The following is an 18,659-nucleotide window of genomic DNA, read 5'->3' on the forward strand; positions in this document are numbered from 1 at the left end:
TCTTCAAAACGAACTAACCCCAATTCTAAAATTACAAAACTTGAATCCATTTTAATATTGATTAATCTTATTAGAATCAATCTTCCTAATCATATTCTATTTATCTTTTGACTGACTCTCAATTTTTTCTAAGTATCGATAAACCGTTGTTCTAGAAACATTCCATTTTTCAGCAATTGTTTTGATAGGGGTACCATTATCAACTAATGTTTTCAGCAACTGTAAGTCACTATCATTCAATTTTTCGGGACGACCTCCCAATCTTCCTCTTGCTCTTGCCGCCACTCTGCCTGCAGTAGATCGTTCCAAGATTAAATTACGTTCGAATTCAGCAAATGCTGCGAAAAGATGAAATAAAAGCTGTCCCGTGGAGCTCGACTTATCCATCGTAATATTTTCTTGAATACTATGGAAGCTGATTCCTCTATTGTTTAAGGAATTCACAATTGAAATTAAATCTTCCATATTCCTTCCCAAGCGATCTAATCTCCAAACAACGACAACATCTCCTGATCGAGCAAATTCCATAGCGCTTTCTAAACCAGGACGATTACTTTTTGTACCACTTACTTTATCTGTAAAAATTTTTTCACATCCATAATTCTGTAGACTATCTTGTTGCAAATCCAGATTTTGTAAACCGGTTGAAACTCTTGCATATCCAATTTTCATTTTTTTATTCCTCCATATAAATATCATTGTATCATATCTTAAAATTGGTATGGTTAATGAACGTTGATTTTGTTATGAGTTTATGAACATTCGATACATAAAATTATATGAAAAATAGGACTAATTTAGGAGTGTTCAGAAATAGAGGAGTTTGTGGACACTTTCATAATAGAAATAATTCTAGAATTGCATTATACTTTTTATTAATAAGAATTTTACCTTTTGAAATCGTTGACATTTTTATCGTATAACCATCTTTAATAGGTATATTGTTAAATTATGTGCAAAGAATTCAAAATAAAATGGAGGTTATAAATGAATATATATATATTTAGACTAGATAACTTAAAATTATTAAACAATTCTCCAATTTCTATAATCCCTAGAGAAGTTGAACATGCGGAAGGATTTGTAGGAAGTATTAATAAATTAGAAGAAAAATATAAAAAGCTTATAAAAACTTGTTTAAATAAAAGTCAACAATTAAGTGTTAATCAAAAAGAATTAATCTTAAAGAAACCATCATTTATTTTTTTATACTCATCAAATGATACAAATATTCAAAGTAATAATAAAAGACAATTAGATATATTTTACGCAAATAAACATAGAATTTTACAGGAATTAATAGCAGCATTTTCAATAGCACTATGGATTATTAAAGATAATGCTTTGAATTTTAATCAAAGTTATCATTGCGATCTAAGGAATGGTTACGAAGCAACTATCGGATATGATCTAAAAAATGTTTGTTCTAATGGTCTTATATCATCAGCGAGTTTTAATAATGAAGAAATTCACTATGCTTTAGATTTAATGTATACAATACATGAATTTATGAAAAAATCAGTAGATTCTATAGATATATATAACTACGACAATAATGGAACTACATTTTATAGCAACGAAGAGTTTATTAGCCAAGAATTTACAAAGGATAATACATATAGTTTTTCAAGAGCTTTAATATATTTACAATCAGCTCGTTCTACAGGTTTTTTAACTAAAAAAATATCTCAGTATAGTGCCTGCTTAGAGTGTATATTTGCAATAAAAGAAAATCATTCTAAAAATTTATCAGAAATTACGTCAAATTTACTTTCAAGCAATACATCTGAAAAAGATAAAATTTCTATGGATATGAAAGATGTTTACAGCGTACGCTCTGATCAAGAGCATGGTGGGCAAATAAAATATTTAAAAAATCACAGTCAAAGAAATCTGATTGAATTATCACAACGTTTGGATGACTATGTTAGAAAAGTTATCAAATATATTATAAGAAATCCAGAATTAAACTATCAAATGGGAGATGTTGAAAAAAAATCTGCAACAAGATTACATTTTAAAGCAATGATAAAATAGGAAAAGATAGAAAATACGTAAGTCTCTATTTATAGAAGTATATGGTTATAATACTTACTCAAGGACTATTCCTATAATATTTACTTTAATAAATAGTAAATTAAGAAACGTCTTAGTATTAATATGTATAACTTAAACCATAAACAGCTTGCGCTGATTGTAGAAAATTAAGCTAGACAATTAAATACCTATAAAAGATAAGGTGATTCTTATTTCTATCATTATCTAGAAAAAGAACGAGCCAAGAATAAAAAATAAATTAGATTGAGACTCTTCTATTTATATATAGTTATTTTGATTGAGAGTAAATATAAAAACACAGGAGTAAAGATGTGGAAATTTCAAAAATTTTAATTAAAGGATTTAAAAAATTTAAGGAATTGAATATAGAATTTAATGAACATCTATCGGTACTAGTTGGCGAAAATGAAGTAGGCAAATCTACTGTTCTTACTGCTATAGATATTGTATTAAACCAATCTATATTTCTTTATAATGATAATTCTCTGCAGAGATATATTAATTTAGAATTGGTAGATACATTTTTTAACAGTAAAACAATAGAGAGTTTACCTAAAATAGAAATTGAATTGTTTCTTAATTTATCAGATGATATTAAATATGCAGATTTCGCTGGCCTTCATTATAGTAATAGTACTGATACAATAGAGACGGGCATTAAATTTATCTACGAATTTGATTCAGATTTTATCTCAGATGTAAACTTACAGGAGTTTGCAGACAATAGAATTATTCCTACTGATTATTACAAAGCCACTTGGAATACTTTTCAAGGAAAAAGTTATAGAAGAAGAATGTCTCCTATCAAAATGATTTACTTAGATAATTCTTCTATAAGACATGATATATTTGGTAATTATGCTAGACAAATCTACAATGCTAGTATTGAACAGAAAAATCAGAGAAGTATCTCTTCCAATTTTAAACAAAGATTATCAGCTTTTCGAAAAGATTTTGAAGATGTATTAACTATTCGAAATGGTCAAAAGTTTGGCTTAGATGCAACTAAGACAGATATTTTGAAATTGTTAGATATATATGAATCTGATATTTCCATACAAGATATGGGGAAAGGAAAGGAAAATTTAGTAAGAACAGAGATGGCTCTTAATAATGATGTATTCGATCTAGTATTAATAGATGAACCTGAGAGTCATCTTAGTCATACGCGAACAAGACAATTAATTGAATCAATTAAGAGTATTAGTCAGGGACAAATCGTCATAGCGTCTCATAGCTCACTAATTGTAAACAGATTGAACTTAACTAATACTATTATTATATCCGAGTATCAAACTAAATCCTTAGGAAAATTAGATAGTGATACGGCAAAATATTTTGAAAAGATTGATAATCTTGATGTATTAAGGTTTATTTTAGCTAAAAAAGTAATTTTAGTTGAAGGAGCAGCTGAATATATCATTTTACCAAAACTCTTCAAAATAGTTGAGAAATGTAATATAGATCAATGTGAAATAGATATAATTTCAATGGGGAGCATTTCTCATGAAAGATATAGAGAATTATCTAAAATATTAAATAAAAAGATTGCTGTAATAACAGATAACGATAAAAAAGAATTTATATTTGAAGATGACGGAACGTTCAATATATATGCTGATTCATCAATTTCAAATTGGACATTAGAAGTTGCTTTTTATAATGAAAATATAGAATTTTTTGATAAGTACTATAGTAGTAAGAAAACAAAACCATTATATAATGGAGAACCCGTTCCTAAAGCACAAGCATATATGTTAAAGAATAAAACTAAAAATGCATTATTAATAGAAGAAAATTTAGAACAACTAAATATACCTGTATATTTAAAAGAGGCTATGTCATGGATAAAAAAATAATACTAGCTACAGCAGGTTCAGGAAAGACTTATTATATAGCTAATGATTTTAAGATTGATGAAAAAGTTATATTAATTTCATTTACCAATTCAAACGTTAATAATATTCGTTTAGAAGTTATGAGTAGATTTAATGGAGTTTTACCACATAATGTTCAAGTAATGACTTTTGATAGTTTTGTTTATAATCATTTAATAAAGCCATTTGAACCTTTATTTCTTCAAGAAAAAAGTCGAGGGATAGATATAAAAACGGTACCAATTGAAGATTCTAGAGATTACCGATATATTAAAGATAAGTATTACGCACATTATATAAATAAATATAATGAGTTTTACGTAAGTAGACTAGGTAAATTGTTTTTGAAATTTAATAAAGATAGACAGAAGCTAATTATAAAGAGGTTAGAGAGGTATTGTGATGCCATGTATATTGATGAATTTCAAGATTATAATGGTTATGATTTCAAAGTAATTAAATTTCTGTTAGAAAAAACAAGTTTAAAGGTCACGGCAGTAGGGGATATCAACCAGAGTTGTTTAGTTCCATTAAGATGTAAGGGTAACTCCATATCTAAGCAACCTTTTTACAAGATAAATAATATCGATGAATTTAAAAGTAAATTATCATGTAAAATTATCTATGATGAATCATCTCTTATAAGTAGCAGACGTGTTCCAAAAATTACATGTGAATTTATCTCAAATAACTTAGGTATCAATATACAATCCTCTTCTTCCGAGAGGAACTCAATTATTTTTCTTGAAAATATAGCAGAGATAACTGATGTAATAAAAAATGATAACATTCCCAAACTTGTATGGAACAAAGGAGTGAATAATCCTTTTGGGAGCAAATATATTAATTGGTCGTACTCAAAAGGTGATACTTATCCTAAAGCCTGTGTAATATTAACTTCAACCACTAACAATATAGATGATTGGAGAAATATTACTTCTACTAAAACGAAAAATGCTTTATATGTTGCCTTAACGCGTTCAAAAGGTGATATTTATATAATTAAAAGTACCGACTACAAAAAATGGTGTGAATCTATTAAAAATTCTGTATAGTTAATATATCAATTTTAACTGAGAGCATGAAATATAGATACACAAAAATCCTTTTCTAGTAAGTGTCGGGGTTTTCATGCAACATAATTGCCGTTATATTCGATAATTAACTATTTTCGACTTTAATTATTTAACAACTGGCTAAATAATTATAAAAATATAGTATAAGTGCCACTCTTGATTCTTCAGTAAGCATGATTCGTCGTCGAATGATTACAATAATCATAAGTTATGTCTCATCGTAGTAGTCCTATCATTGAGTATGTTTCAAATTTATATTAATAACTTCTTGTATAGGCACTCTTCGATAATGAAGGGTGTTTTTGTACGAAATTGTATAAAAGTGAGTCGTGTTAAAATGATAATTATGATTTGCAAAGATTTAGAAAAGAAACACAAATATTTCGACATGCTTTAAAATTAGATATAAATTTTAAGAAAACATTTTACATTAGATTAGGAGTTAACATGATCAAGGTGATACATAAATTAGATTAGAATATAAAATAAACTTCAATCATCAAAACTTCTCTTTTATCCTTAATACTTAATACTTAATGTAGCCAAACAATACAGCCGAAGAAATCTCTAAAGTAACTGGAGTAAGCAGAGGAAGTATTTATAATGTAATCAAAGAACATAATAATTATGAACTTTATATATTATAAGAAATTGCTGATATATTAGATTTATGTTATTATATGTCTAACGAGGATTTCTAACATAGATTCACCAAAACCCTTTTCTGTCCTACCAGAAAAGGGTTTTTTAGTGGGCTTAGTCACCTACTTTTTTTGCTTATCCTTACTATTTAGCCAATAAGTAAAGTAAGCAACTGTGCAACTACTAATAATTGTACAGATTGTTCCAACGAAGATTTCCAACATAAGATTCACCTCCTTCCGTTAAATTATTCATCTAACGGAAAGTAGATGACTTAATGATTATAGCATAAAATAAATTTCCATATTTTAGTTTACATAAAATATATTATCGGAAGTTGTATATACATGTTATAACTCGAATTAAAGAGAGTATACAATTTGTATACTCTCAGACTGAAGACAAACTCACAATTCTAAAAGTGAGTTTGTCTTTTTTCTTCGAAAAATATTGTTATTTTAAAGAAATTGGCAAAATATCCAGCTTAACCTGCTAGATAATTTGCTAATTTCTTTAAATTCATGCATGCGAAAATAAGCGTGGTCTCCATGGTGACTTTTTGAATTCCTTTGTACTTAGTCCATCGCAAACCATGCTGTTCTTTAGCATCAGCAAAACGTCTTTCTATTGTTTGACTACGCAATTTATATATAGCTTTTATAGTATCTATGAATCTCAAGTCATCAACAATATCAAGATATTGTTGCCATATATGTCTTGTAACGATTTTTTTCTGTTCTTTACTCTTAGTACATTTATTAAGTAAAGGACAATCCTTACATTTATTTGGATTAGAAATATACAAACGATAACCATCGCTGTCTGTTCTTTGATATTTCAACATTTGATTATTAGGGCAAATATAACAATCATAGTATTCGTCATATATAAATTCATTTTTATTCATTAAGTCCTTCGGACCCATGGGACGTTTATATGGCATAGCTGGTAGAATTTCTTTATCTAATAAATACTTAGCATTATGAGGTGTTTTATATCCAGAATCCACAGCAACATATCTCGGTAGTAGTTTTTTACTTTCAAGCCTGTCAATCATAGGTACTAACTGTGTACTATCATGAACATTACCAGGAGTTAAATGAAAATCAACGATATAACCATACTTATCGCAGCATGTATGCGCACTATAGGCAAATTGTTTTTCTCTTTCACTTTTAACATAGTAACCAGCATCGGGATCATTATTACTTATTTTTATTACTTTAAGATTCTCCTCCTTTCTTGAAGCTAGAGGCTTTTTTCCTTCAGATTCTCTAATAGAATTGATATCTTCAATAAGCTCTTGTTCATAATGTTTAGCAGTCTTCTGTATTTCTTGTTTAATAAATTTCTTCTTGTTGGCATTGGCCTTAATATGCGTTGAATCAATAAATAGTGAAGTATTATCTACGAAGTTATTATCTATAGCAATTTTGAGAATACGAGAAAAGATTTCTTCGAAAATCTGATTATCATAAAATCGTCTAGAATAGTTCTTACCGAAAGTAGAAAAATGAGGTACTTTATCGTTAACGCCTAAACCGAGATACCATTTGTACGCAAAATTAGTTTCAATCTCTTTAATTGTCTGGCGCATTGATTTGATACCAAAAAGGTGTTGTATTAATACAATTTTTATTAATACAACCGGATCAATACTTGGACGGCCATTATCTGTAGAATACTTTTCTTCTACTAAATCATATACAAAGGATAAATCGAATACTTTATCAACTTTTCTTAGAAGATGATTTTCTGGTACAAGGTCTTCTAATGAATACATTTCAAATTGACTGCGAATGATATTAATATCTTCAGACTTACTTCTCTTAATCAAGTAAAACACCACCGTTCAATGATATACCTATATTTTATCAAAAAAAGACTGTAAACTTCATCTCCGAAGGAGACTTTGTCTACAGTCTGAGAGTATACAATTTGTATACTCTCTTATTTTTCAAAATGCATTTTTAATTCTTATAAAATTATATAATAATATTATTTCTTTCCTCATTCCTTATAATACTACATCACTATATGATTTGATTGTAATCATCATTATTTAAAATAATGTTTTCTTTTTGTATTTCTACAAGTTTACCTGGTAAATAATCAGTTATTATTCTATCTCCAAATTTAATTTTTGAAAAAATTTTGTGACCTTTTTTCTCCCAATTATCGAAATATATTCTATGTGCTTCTTTTAAAGTTATTTTTTTTTTATGTTGAGATGCTATATTATCATCATCGAAGCCAAACTGAAATCCACAACAAGAGCAGATTTCAAAAGAAGCATTAAAGATACCATCGTCAAAAAATTTGTATGGCTCTTCTTCTAATTTATTATATCCACATACAGGACAAATATACATTTTATCACCTCATTGATCATCAAAATATTTTTTAGCTTTTTTAATTCTATTTTTTTGGCCATACCTAGGTTTGAAATATGTTTTTATAATACCCTTTTTAGTTAATACCATAAATTCTCCAGTTTTCCTGTTAAATTTTACAATTGCACCATCTTTTTTTCTTTCTTTAGTTAATATTCTTTCACTTTTTGAACTTGCCATTTCCTTAGCTTTTTTATTATATTTTTGTATAGTATAATTTTTAAACTCTTTACCATGTTTATCAAAATGTTCATTCAATAATGTCTTATTTTTAAAACGTGAATTTTTAAATATGATTTTTAAAAAGGTACTTTTATACCCTCTTACTTTAAATGTTTTAATTTTATTTTTTACTACAAAAACAACAGCTCCCCCACCAGCATTATTGCTTCCATATCCACCAGATCCTGTAGTATCTGCACTTTGCCATGCTTTTCCATCAGGATCTATGAGTAGAATTGGGGAATTCAAACCATATGAATATCCATTATGCATTCCGACAGTTTCATCTTCACTTAATAAGGGATCTACTGATAAAAACACACTATGCTTGGGATTATAGTATCTTGCCATAAGGTAGTATTGGTCAGATTCTTTATCAAAGAAGTAAGATGCATATCTGAATGGTTGTTCTTTTAGTTTATCATCTTTCACCTCTTCTTTAACGATGTTACCCCAACTATCATATGTGTATGATGCAAGTTGAGTTCCTGACATGTCTGTGATACCAATGATATCTCCACGGTAGTTCTTATGATAGTTATAGAATTGATCTCCTATTTTTAATCCTAATAAGTTACCATCTTGGTCACGAACATATTCTCTGATAACCTTACTATCTTTACTTTCCGCAATTAAATGATTTGTATCGTTATCATAATGATAATGGACAGTCGTATCATTATGCGTCTTAGTTATTCTGCGTCCTTGTTCATCGTATTGGTAATACCATGTATCATTGTTAGATTTATTTGTTAGTTTGATTAACTGACCAAGTGAATTCCAGTTATAATCGAACTTACCATCACTTGTACGGTTACCATCAGCATCATAAGTAATCTTTTCGTCACCAAATGAAGTTAATTGATTCATTGTGTTGAAAGTTGCAGTTGTACCGTTGACACTCTTACGGTTACCACGTTTGTCGTAAGTATACGTATTTGTTTTGTCGCCTATCTTTTCTTCTGTTAACTGATCCATCGCATCGTATTGATACGTTGAAGTACCATCATTTGATACTTTCTTGGTCATGTTACCGTATTGATCATAGATATACTGATCAGCTACCACATTTTCAGTCTTGCTGTCAGATGTAATGCTTTCTATAACACCATTTTCACCGAATTTATAGTTTACTGTACCAGAATCATTTGGTAACTTAACTTGGTTGACCTGACCTAAATCATCGTGACGGAATAGCCATTTATTTGTACCTACTTCTACTTTATCAAGTCGCGTCGCTTTATCATAACCATATGATGTTTTCGTCCCATTGAATACCATCGAGGATGGTGATTCTGTATTTATACCATCAACACCTGTTACATACTCATATGATTGAACTAATCCAAAGTAATCCGTGATGCTTAATAATCGTCCGGCACCATTTCCGGCAGTTCCACTCGTATTTATTTCATATGTGTAGACTTTAGATTGTTTTTTCTCTACGTCTTTCACATTTGAAAGATTACCAGCTTTATCATAATCATAGGTAAATAATTCATTTGTACCATTGTTTACAGCTTTTTCGTTACCTTCACTATCATATTTTGTTACGATAGATTTTCCAGATGGTAGATCAATTCTTGATACATCACCTGTCTTTTCATTATAACTGTACTTAGTGATTTGCCCATCAGCTGTTTTGACAGAATTAATTCTATTCTTACTATAGGTATATTCAGTATCCTGCCCTTCAAAATGCTTAGCGATAACTTCATTCTTCTTATTAAAGTCGTAAGAAATCACTGCACCATTTTCAGCTGTCGTTCTGACTAGATTATCTTTGTTGTCATATTCATTGGTGCGTTTCTTAGTACCTTGTGTTGTACTTAAAATATTACCGAAAGCGTCATTTTCATAGACAACAGGCACCTTAGATAAACCTGATTCTTTAGTGACAAAGTTATTCTGTTTATCATAGGTTGTTTCTTCAACTGCTCGACCTTCAGTCACTCTCACACCATCAAATAATGTGTCGCCATCTTTATTAGATATTGTTATATCAACTGTTTTAATCGGCAGTTTATTATCTGCATTAAATTGTAATGTTTGTCTTTGCCATAGGTCATTGTTCTGATCAAGTGTCTGGAATGCTTTTTCTTCAGTAGTTGTTGTACCATCATTGAATGTTACTACAGCTTTAATTTTATCTTCCGCATTTGCATTCTTAGATAATGCTGTAACATAGATTGGTTTCGCTGTATCCTGTATAACACTTACTTTCTGTGATGCTGTTCCACCTGCTGAAAGTAATAATGCCTCAGAATTTTCGAAGCCATTGTTATTTGATGAACCAGATGTAAGTGTCCATTTATCTGATTTATTAAATCCACCCTGCTCTGCAAAGTTAAAAGGTGTCACAGAAGTTGAATGTCCTGCCTGGGCTTTTTCTAGCTGAACTTCATCGAAGTTGATTGTTCCGGTAGTAGAAGTTAATTCTACGGAAGCCTTTGTTGTTCCTGTAGGAGCAACATCTTCCTCTAACTTACGTACCCATTTACCATCAGCTTTTGGACTTTCAATTGTCACTGTAGATAATACTCTTGAAGTACTATCCATGAACTTCACATTGATGCTCCCTTTAGCTGATTTGTCATCTTTAAATGAACCAGAAATATTGATAGGCTGTCCTGCTTTAAGTGTTACTTCCTGCTTCGCTGTTTCACCTGTTAATTGAAGTGCTTTACCATGTACACCTCCGTCAACAAGCTTACCAGCTGAAAATTGATTCGTAGATTCAAAAGCACCACCCATTAATAGGTTAGATCCAGCACCTAAAGAGATGCCTGTACGTGTTTCGTTACCAAATTGATTATACTCAGTAAATCCTACGATACCATCCTGTACAGAGTAATCTGTAACTGCTTCACGGTCACTATTTAATGCAACTTCTTCTTTAACGTTATGTTCATCTGTCGTTGCGATAACATCATCTTTATTATCAGCATATTCATAAGTCGTCTGTGATGTCGCATCTTTTTCTTTTAAGACCTGACCGTCTAACTCTTGATCTGATTTACTTGCTGATTCACGCTTACCATATTCAGATACTTCAACTTCTCCATCAGGATATGTTGTTTTAGTGATACGGTGGTCTAACCATTCAGTCTTTGTTAATTTATCAGTCTCACCATATATTAGTGACTCTGTTAAATGGCCATATTTATCGAAAGTATACTTTTCTTTTGCACGTTCTTCACCTGTTACTTCAGCAATTGCACCGTTTTCTTCTTCGCTGATGTTGTAGTTCGTAACAATGCCACTTTCGTCTTTTGTGCTTGTTAATAGATCTTCATCATAGGTTGCTGTGATTTGATTACTACCATCGACATTGCCTGGCATACCATATAGATCTATTTCACCTGCATATTTTACTTCTTCAGGTGTAACTTCTTCACCATCTTCATTCACCGCATATTTTTCACGGTAACTATATGTGTAATCTCCTTCAGGACCTGTAACAGAAGTTAGACGCTTGAATTTATCATACTGATACGTATAAACACGTTCAGCTTGTTTATCATCTGAACTTGCTGAAACCGTCATCTTAGATACAAGATTTTGTTCATTGTAGTCAAATGAAATTCTATTCTTACTTTCAGTTGTATCTGATGCACTTGTAATACTGTCTAAACGTCTAATACCTTCTATTTCACTATAGTTAAACTTCACAGTATTTTTCTTGTCAGCTTGTTTCGCATCATATTCTATTCTGTTTAATAATCCATCTTTACCATATATCTCTCTTTGACCCGATTCATCTTGGATTACATATTCGTCATTCTCAATATTGAATTCATAGTCAACCCCTGTAGGAGCCAGTAATTTTCCTGACTGATTGACAAATAGATGATTCGTCCCATCTTCTTCAGTATATTGAACTACTTTAGGGGTGATACTTGTATCTTCTATATTTAACTTTCGCTCAAATCCACTTTGCCACCCTAAACCAAATATACCTGTCTTATTTACTTTTGAGTTAAATGTTCTTGTCGCATCGATTTCAGGACCACGACCAGGTAAAGAGGCGTCACTTTCACTTAATACTTGGTTTCTGTTAAATGTATTGAAAGTTCCTAAATCTGTATCGATTGTAGGATAGAATGCTTCATCACCATAATCAGGTGATACTTCTTTCTGTATTTCTACTTCTTTTTCTTCTGCTTTATCAAAGTTACTTTCACCTTTATAATACGGCTCAATCTTACCTGTTGATGTACCTTTATATCTGAAAGAAGTGATTTTCACACGATATTTATTATCTGCATCACCACCAGCTGATACATAAGTAGCTGATGGATCAAGTGGAAGTTCTCTGCCACCACCGACGACACCATCAATATTCAGTTGATATTTACTTGAATCAGTCGGCCATAGCTTCTTATCTCTCGAATGCCATGTTGTGGTATCTTTATCTAAGATGTCTACAAGCTCGTAGTCTTTACCGTTAAATAAATAAACACCATAACCCTCTGCACCAATCACTTTATTCCAACTGGCAAATAAGAATCCACTATCTTCTTTACGGTTATCTGAATAACCATTCACTGTTGCTGAAACATTATTTGTCGGAACATAGACATTAAGAATCGGGGAACCTGCACTCTCCCCTTTTCCTGAAGATGCAGTAACTTTAATATAATAACGTTTAGAATTCGCATATTTTGTATTAACTAATTTATAGAGTGTAGAAGGATCTCCAGGTAGCTGTACACCATCTTTATTTTCTCTTAAAGAACCTTTTTCACCCATAGTTAAAGCTTTCAATTGTGTTTCATTAGGGAAGATATTCTTTCCTTTTGAACTCCATGATGTTCCTGTTACATTATCAATTTTTTCATACTCTGTACCATTATAGATGAAGATATTATATGAACTAGCTCCAGCAACCCCAGGCCAGCTAATATCGATTGTCGCTTTATCATTAGTATCTGCGACCGCATTTTTTAATGTAGGTAATTCAGGTGCATCTGGAATTAACTCCATAATTGATTGTCTGTCAGCATCAGATGGTAGACCACTACCTAATGCGTAGTCAGCGATCACTCTGAACTGGAATGTTTTATCTGTACTTGTTGTACCTCTACTTGCGGTATAGAAGCTTGAAGGATTGATTGGTAAATCTGTACCATCTCCATTTCTAAAGTTTATACCCCCAGTCGTAGAATCTTTTGATGTGTATTGTGCTGTTGTCGGCCATATTTTCTTGTCTTTAGTATTGTAAGAAGTTGATGTTCCAGTATAAACTGTTTGCCATCCTTTACCATCAAATAATTGTAGTTTATAGGCTTTTGCTCCTAACATATTTGGCCATGTTACATTGATGTATCCATTTTTTGTACCTGTAATAATATAAGGTGTAGTTTGAATACTATCCATTTTTGGGTATGAATAGACTACGGATATTTTCGACTTATTCGTAGCATTTTCAGATGCACTCAGTTGTTTCCAATATGTTTGGCCATTACCGTTGGTATGCAGTTTCAGACCATAATCTGCCTTACCTTCAGCGATACCTTTAGCGTATGACAGTACGTTAAAGTTTAACCATTCATTGGTTGCAGCTGTCGCATTTGTGATATTTGTACTTGTAGGCTTAGTATTCCATGTCACACCTGTCTCAGACCAAGAGGCGTTGACTTTATCTGCCCACACAGCAGTTTTTGTTGTGCCATAATAATTCCATCTTGAAAATGATTGTAATTTTGCAGAACTGATAGTTGCACCTTTAAGGTGGCTCATTGAGGGGAATTTTAAAAATGTATAATTTGTGCCTGTAGAAGTATCGTATTTACCTACACGTAATGTATATAATCCTAATGTAGAGTTCCAATACTTATTTAAGTTTGTTGTTGGTTGGGCACTTGATACGAAAGTATCTAATGTTACATCTTTAGAAAAGGTAGGATCGATGTAGACCGGATAAACTCTATCTTTTGAATTTAACCATTTTAGACTTGGTATAACTTTTAGTATGTATTTTCCATTTGATTTAAATAATTTGTATTCAATATCGTATGATTTTTCAGCAAATCCACTTTGTTCATCGATATTAGAATCAGACATTTCAGGTTTTGGCATCTTGAATGCTACCTTACCATCTTTATCTCTAAATTCAATTTCGTCATTGTCTGTTAGAACAACTTCTTTATCAGTGTCAATCTCATAAACAATTGCTTCAATATTATTCTGTTTATTATTAATTACAACATCTTCTTTTACTTCTTTGTTTAGAGTGACATGTCGAATATCAATATTCGGAAAGACACCTCTGTGCCATATCACATTATCCTTTACTTCAGCTCTTCTGCTTTTAGGATTACGAAGCTTATTTTTATACTCGATTCCTTTTAAAGTAACTAAAGTATCGTCTTTATCATCTATTACATTGATGAAAGGTTCATTTGTTTCGATTGTCGGTGCAAAATTTAAATCTAGTTCAGTATTCTCTGTTTCAAAAACACCATCATTCAATTTAATATTAGCATCGATATCTTCAAAACCTTTATCCGTTTCCATTCTTACTTCATCATCATAGAATGTTGCCTGATACTTGTTTTCATCTTTAGATTCAACGATAGTTGTCTCATTATTCAGATCGTCTATAGACTTCAAATCATTCTCATCAACATCTTTCGGTGCTTTTAAAAGTTCTTCTTTGTCCTTTTGCTTTTTGTTATCTTTCTTTTCATTGATGTCTACTGGGACATCTTCATCTGTTTCAGCATGAGCAATGAATAAATCCACTGGTAACAAAGAAATGACAAGTGAAAAAACGATTGCCCATATCAACGACTTAAACCACGACTGCTTTTCCATATAAAACCTCCTAATAAAATATTTACAACATTATCATATACATATTGTTGTTAACATACAAGGCTATTTTTATGTATTAAATTCTGATTAACAAAGTGAGAAGTTTGTCTTTTGGAAATAAAAAATTAGACAAAACATGTAGATTGAGTTCTACTATTAAGTATAAAAAAATCATCAACTACACATTATAATTTATTAGGTAATCTTGTTATCAATATATTCTACTTTAGTCGTATATCAATAATATGTTTGAAATCTATTCTAAATAAAGAATTTGTATTACATAAATTGAGAACGATATAGTGTTCTAAATCAAAAATCTTTTTTACAACTCCTTGAACTAACTTTTTCTTATACTCCACTTCATTATAGTAAATTATCGTATATTCTTTTTTATTTAATATAGCTTCGTGAATATGTACATTTATAACAGAAATCTGATCAGAAGATAGTAGAGGCATATATTCATACTCTTGCTTCTTGATTATTTCTCTTAACTCACTGTATTGTTGTGGAATAGTCGCAAATGGAGCCCATTTGATCATGCCTCTGCCTTTTGGAATATTTCTTTCCAGATATTTTCGAGGTATTTTTTTATAGTTAGTTTCTTTAATGAGATGATAAGGGACAGTTGGATGCATTTCGTTAATATTATGAACTTTCAATAGATTCACCAGCCTGACTAATAATGCAATAAATATCCTCATACTTATCAATCTCTTTTATTGAATGTAAATGTAAAATTGGAAGAATAGTAATTTCAGCTAAAACATCTTTATCAGCTATATTAAAATTACTTAAAAGATGAACAATATGATGCTCTTTTTTATCAAAATCGGTAAACTCAAATATTTTTTCTACATAAGAGGATTTAATAATGGTAAATATAGTTTTATCAATAAAAGTACATTCATATTTTTTCATGATATCCTCATAATTTTTTGTCATATTGTATCACTCCTTTCCTTGATTATAGAACATACGTTCTCATTTTTTCAAGTTAATTTTAAACCCTTAAACCATTTTTCTTAAATTCCTTTCAGTTATGTGGTTATCTTTCTCTTAAAAACATGGAACAAACACTACGTGACCTTCGTGTTTGCAAATTGTGTGTCTTTATCATTATTCAACCTAGCAGAGCAGTTGTCACAACTCGCAATGCTCGTGTTCAACTAGGTTAGAAAATAAAGGTACGCTTCGCTTTACTCCTTGATTTTCTCCCCTGCCCTGCTTCTGTTGAAAATGAACTCAAAATCCACACAATTAAGGACTGATTAAGTATCAGGCTAAAGCCTGATGGCAATGCATTGACCAACTTCCTACGTCAGTTGTTCTGATTAGACCCTTTTCAACCACTCACGTGTTTGAAAGAATTTATATAATTTTTCACTACTTAGACTAGCATTGAAGTTTCACAACTCGCCCTGCTTCGTGTTTAACTAGAAAAAGTAATGCAAGGGATCACTACGTTCGACAAGTCGCCCTTGCATTACTTTTTCGGTCAATGCTCTTTCTAATCCGTAAAAATTAAATACATAAATCCAACAAACACAAGTTCGTGTAGTTGAAAAAGGAGAGGTTATTTATGAAAAAATATAACGGTATAGGTGAGCTTGTAAGTAATCAAGTATTAGTGGATCATGATTGGTTCATGCCTAGTACAGATTCATTGGGACATTATCAATTTTACAGAGTATTAAAAGTAGTAAGTAACAACAGAATTGTTATTAATGAAGATGTTCCTTATGGTAGTTCAAATACAAGGGATATGAAATCTATAATCAATAATTACAACAAATTAAAGGAAACCATAGAAAATCGGTTAAATAAAAAAAATATCAGTAAAGAAAAGTTATTATTTAAAGCTACAGTAAATTTTAATTATGGCACACGAATTAAATATGAGAGTTATTCAAATAATTTAGATATTGTTAGTGAAATAATTGAAAAGGGTTATGTAGTTCATGAAGTGGCTGATAAATTAATAATCATTACAGATTCAGTAGATATTCTTATTGAAAAGTTCAAGGAAAAGTTAGTCTTTGATGGTTATTTCTTTGAAATAACTGAGGAGAATCAATTTACCATTACAAGACAAGGTGTATCTAATAATGGAGATAAAGTTATTATTTCACCATCAACTAGAAATGGTGTTAAATATCAAATAACTTTATTCAAAAAAGATTTACCTTACGGTCATCTTAATATCAAAAGCGATGAAGAATTAAATTATTGGATTGATACCTTAGAAGTAGAACTAACTAATTAAAGAATTATATATAATGCATAGTATATGCAATATATTCTATGCATTATATACTATACTATTTGGAGGGTTTTTATGTTAGTAAATGAATTAATACAAGAATTGCAGTCTGTTAAAAATAAAGCATTGCCTATATTTGTATGGTCTGATGAAGATGATATAAATGAAATTAACTTAATAGACGAGTTATCAGATCGTATTGATATTAATATTAAGGAAAATCATGCGAAATCAAATTTTATTAATGTTACAGATATACAGTATATTTTAGCTATTAGTCAAGTTTATAGTTATGATATATATTATTACCTAGAGTTAGAAGGAAAAGAAGATACAATAGATAGAATTTCAGAAATAATTTATAGGCTATACCAGGCTTACATTGAATTAGATGATAGAGAATCATTGTTAAATCTTATCAATAAGAAAGTTGTTACTTTTGAACGTGTTTTGAGTATGTAATATTAATTACATACTCAAATATTAAAAAAATAGGGAATTGTGATATAATAATACAACTAAAGGAGTGATAGATATGACAGTAAAATTTAATCTAGTAGGAAAAACACTCAATGACTTCACAGAACAGGAACGAGAATTAATGTCTGATGATGAAAGAAAAATTTTAAGACAACAGACTAAGTTAGCAATGAAGAAAAACGGTTATTATAATAATGTAAGAAAATTAAGACAAGATACACCTCTTGATCCTAAAGATAAAAAAGATTTAGCTTTAGGAATTGGAATAGGGATATATTAATAAATTATGGATATCAGCCAACTTAATATTGATGATATTGTTGTTGCACGTTGCTATTTTCAGAAGAGAAATAATACATCTTCCTCTAATGAATTTGAATATAATAGTGGCAGATACTTTGTGGTAGAGGATATTGACTATACAGATAACAGTTGTATTCTAAGATCTATTTCATCAAAAAAGCATAGTTATAGCTATGAAATACAAGATTTTAACACAACTAATCTTACTATTGATCCATCTTATATACACTGTACACCCTATAACTTAGTAAATATGTTACCTGGGGATATAGACAGAAAAGTTGGTGAATTAAGTAGTAAGGATGCTGAGGGTTATCTAATTGATACTATAAAACACAGTGGCTATCAATTAGATAATATAATAATTAGTGTTAGAGAAAGACTTGAAATAAATAGGCGAAGAAAAATGTATCAAGACAGAGATCGTTAGAATTTATCTAACAATCTCTGTCTTTTTTTGTATATAAACTGCATGGAACAAACACTCCGTGAACTTCGTGTTTGTAAATTGTGTGTCTTTATC

At 30.4% G+C, this 18,659-nt stretch carries 14 protein-coding genes; 7 read left to right on the forward strand and 7 right to left on the reverse strand.

Going from position 1 to position 18,659, the window contains the following annotated elements:
- Positions 1-96: 96 nt before the first annotated feature.
- Complete coding sequence (locus tag BHX94_RS00505) at positions 97-672, reverse strand: recombinase family protein (RefSeq protein WP_111744488.1); 576 nt, start codon at positions 670-672, stop codon at positions 97-99.
- Positions 673-987: 315 nt separating this feature from the next.
- Here BHX94_RS00505 and BHX94_RS00510 point away from each other — a divergent pair, with 315 nt between their 5' ends.
- The 3 genes from BHX94_RS00510 (at position 988) to BHX94_RS00520 (ending at position 4,990) form a co-directional block, all read left to right on the forward strand.
- Positions 988-2,037 carry a HEPN domain-containing protein gene (locus BHX94_RS00510; protein WP_111744489.1) on the forward strand — a complete coding sequence of 350 codons (1,050 nt, stop codon included), beginning with the start codon at positions 988-990 and terminating at the stop codon, positions 2,035-2,037.
- 332 nt (positions 2,038-2,369) lie between these two features.
- Entirely contained in the window at positions 2,370-3,917 is a 1,548-nt protein-coding gene (locus BHX94_RS00515) for an ATP-dependent nuclease (protein WP_111744490.1), read from the forward strand.
- Positions 3,902-4,990 carry a UvrD-helicase domain-containing protein gene (locus BHX94_RS00520; protein ID WP_111744491.1) on the forward strand — a complete coding sequence of 363 codons (1,089 nt, stop codon included), beginning with the start codon at positions 3,902-3,904 and terminating at the stop codon, positions 4,988-4,990. Before BHX94_RS00515 ends, BHX94_RS00520 begins: the two co-directional genes overlap by 16 nt.
- A 785-nt stretch (positions 4,991-5,775) precedes the next feature.
- Here the strand turns inward: BHX94_RS00520 and BHX94_RS00525 are convergent.
- The 6 genes from BHX94_RS00525 to BHX94_RS00550 all read right to left on the reverse strand — a co-directional run bounded on the left by BHX94_RS00525 (position 5,776) and on the right by BHX94_RS00550 (position 16,035).
- Complete coding sequence (locus BHX94_RS00525) at positions 5,776-5,877, reverse strand: type I toxin-antitoxin system Fst family toxin (protein WP_111744492.1); 102 nt, start codon at positions 5,875-5,877, stop codon at positions 5,776-5,778.
- A 260-nt stretch (positions 5,878-6,137) separates the two neighbouring features.
- Positions 6,138-7,436: an IS1182 family transposase gene (locus BHX94_RS00530; RefSeq protein ID WP_111744502.1), complete on the reverse strand. Its 1,299-nt coding sequence runs from the start codon at positions 7,434-7,436 to the stop codon at positions 6,138-6,140.
- Positions 7,437-7,686: 250 nt separating this feature from the next.
- Complete coding sequence (locus BHX94_RS00535) at positions 7,687-8,025, reverse strand: hypothetical protein (RefSeq protein WP_111744493.1); 339 nt, start codon at positions 8,023-8,025, stop codon at positions 7,687-7,689.
- 9 nt (positions 8,026-8,034) lie between these two features.
- Positions 8,035-15,087: a DNRLRE domain-containing protein gene (locus tag BHX94_RS00540; RefSeq protein WP_111744494.1), complete on the reverse strand. Its 7,053-nt coding sequence runs from the start codon at positions 15,085-15,087 to the stop codon at positions 8,035-8,037.
- 221 nt (positions 15,088-15,308) lie between these two features.
- Positions 15,309-15,752 carry a YolD-like family protein gene (locus BHX94_RS00545; RefSeq protein ID WP_170120712.1) on the reverse strand — a complete coding sequence of 148 codons (444 nt, stop codon included), beginning with the start codon at positions 15,750-15,752 and terminating at the stop codon, positions 15,309-15,311.
- Entirely contained in the window at positions 15,739-16,035 is a 297-nt protein-coding gene (locus BHX94_RS00550) for a hypothetical protein (protein WP_111744495.1), read from the reverse strand. Before BHX94_RS00550 ends, BHX94_RS00545 begins: the two co-directional genes overlap by 14 nt.
- 637 nt (positions 16,036-16,672) lie before the next feature.
- Here BHX94_RS00550 and BHX94_RS00555 point away from each other — a divergent pair.
- From BHX94_RS00555 to BHX94_RS00570, 4 genes are all read left to right on the forward strand, one after another.
- Positions 16,673-17,356, forward strand: a complete 684-nt coding sequence (locus BHX94_RS00555) for a hypothetical protein (protein ID WP_111744496.1) — start codon at positions 16,673-16,675, stop codon at positions 17,354-17,356.
- A 72-nt stretch (positions 17,357-17,428) separates the two neighbouring features.
- Entirely contained in the window at positions 17,429-17,815 is a 387-nt protein-coding gene (locus BHX94_RS00560) for a hypothetical protein (RefSeq protein WP_111744497.1), read from the forward strand.
- Between the two features lie 73 nt (positions 17,816-17,888).
- A complete protein-coding gene (locus tag BHX94_RS00565) occupies positions 17,889-18,113 on the forward strand; it encodes a hypothetical protein (protein WP_111744498.1) in 225 nt (74 codons plus the stop codon).
- A gap of 6 nt (positions 18,114-18,119) precedes the next feature.
- Entirely contained in the window at positions 18,120-18,566 is a 447-nt protein-coding gene (locus tag BHX94_RS00570; protein WP_111744499.1) for a hypothetical protein, read from the forward strand.
- Positions 18,567-18,659 lie beyond the last annotated feature (93 nt).

Source organism: Macrococcoides bohemicum, assembly GCF_003259675.1.
Classification (GTDB): Bacteria; Bacillota; Bacilli; order Staphylococcales; family Staphylococcaceae; genus Macrococcoides; species Macrococcoides bohemicum.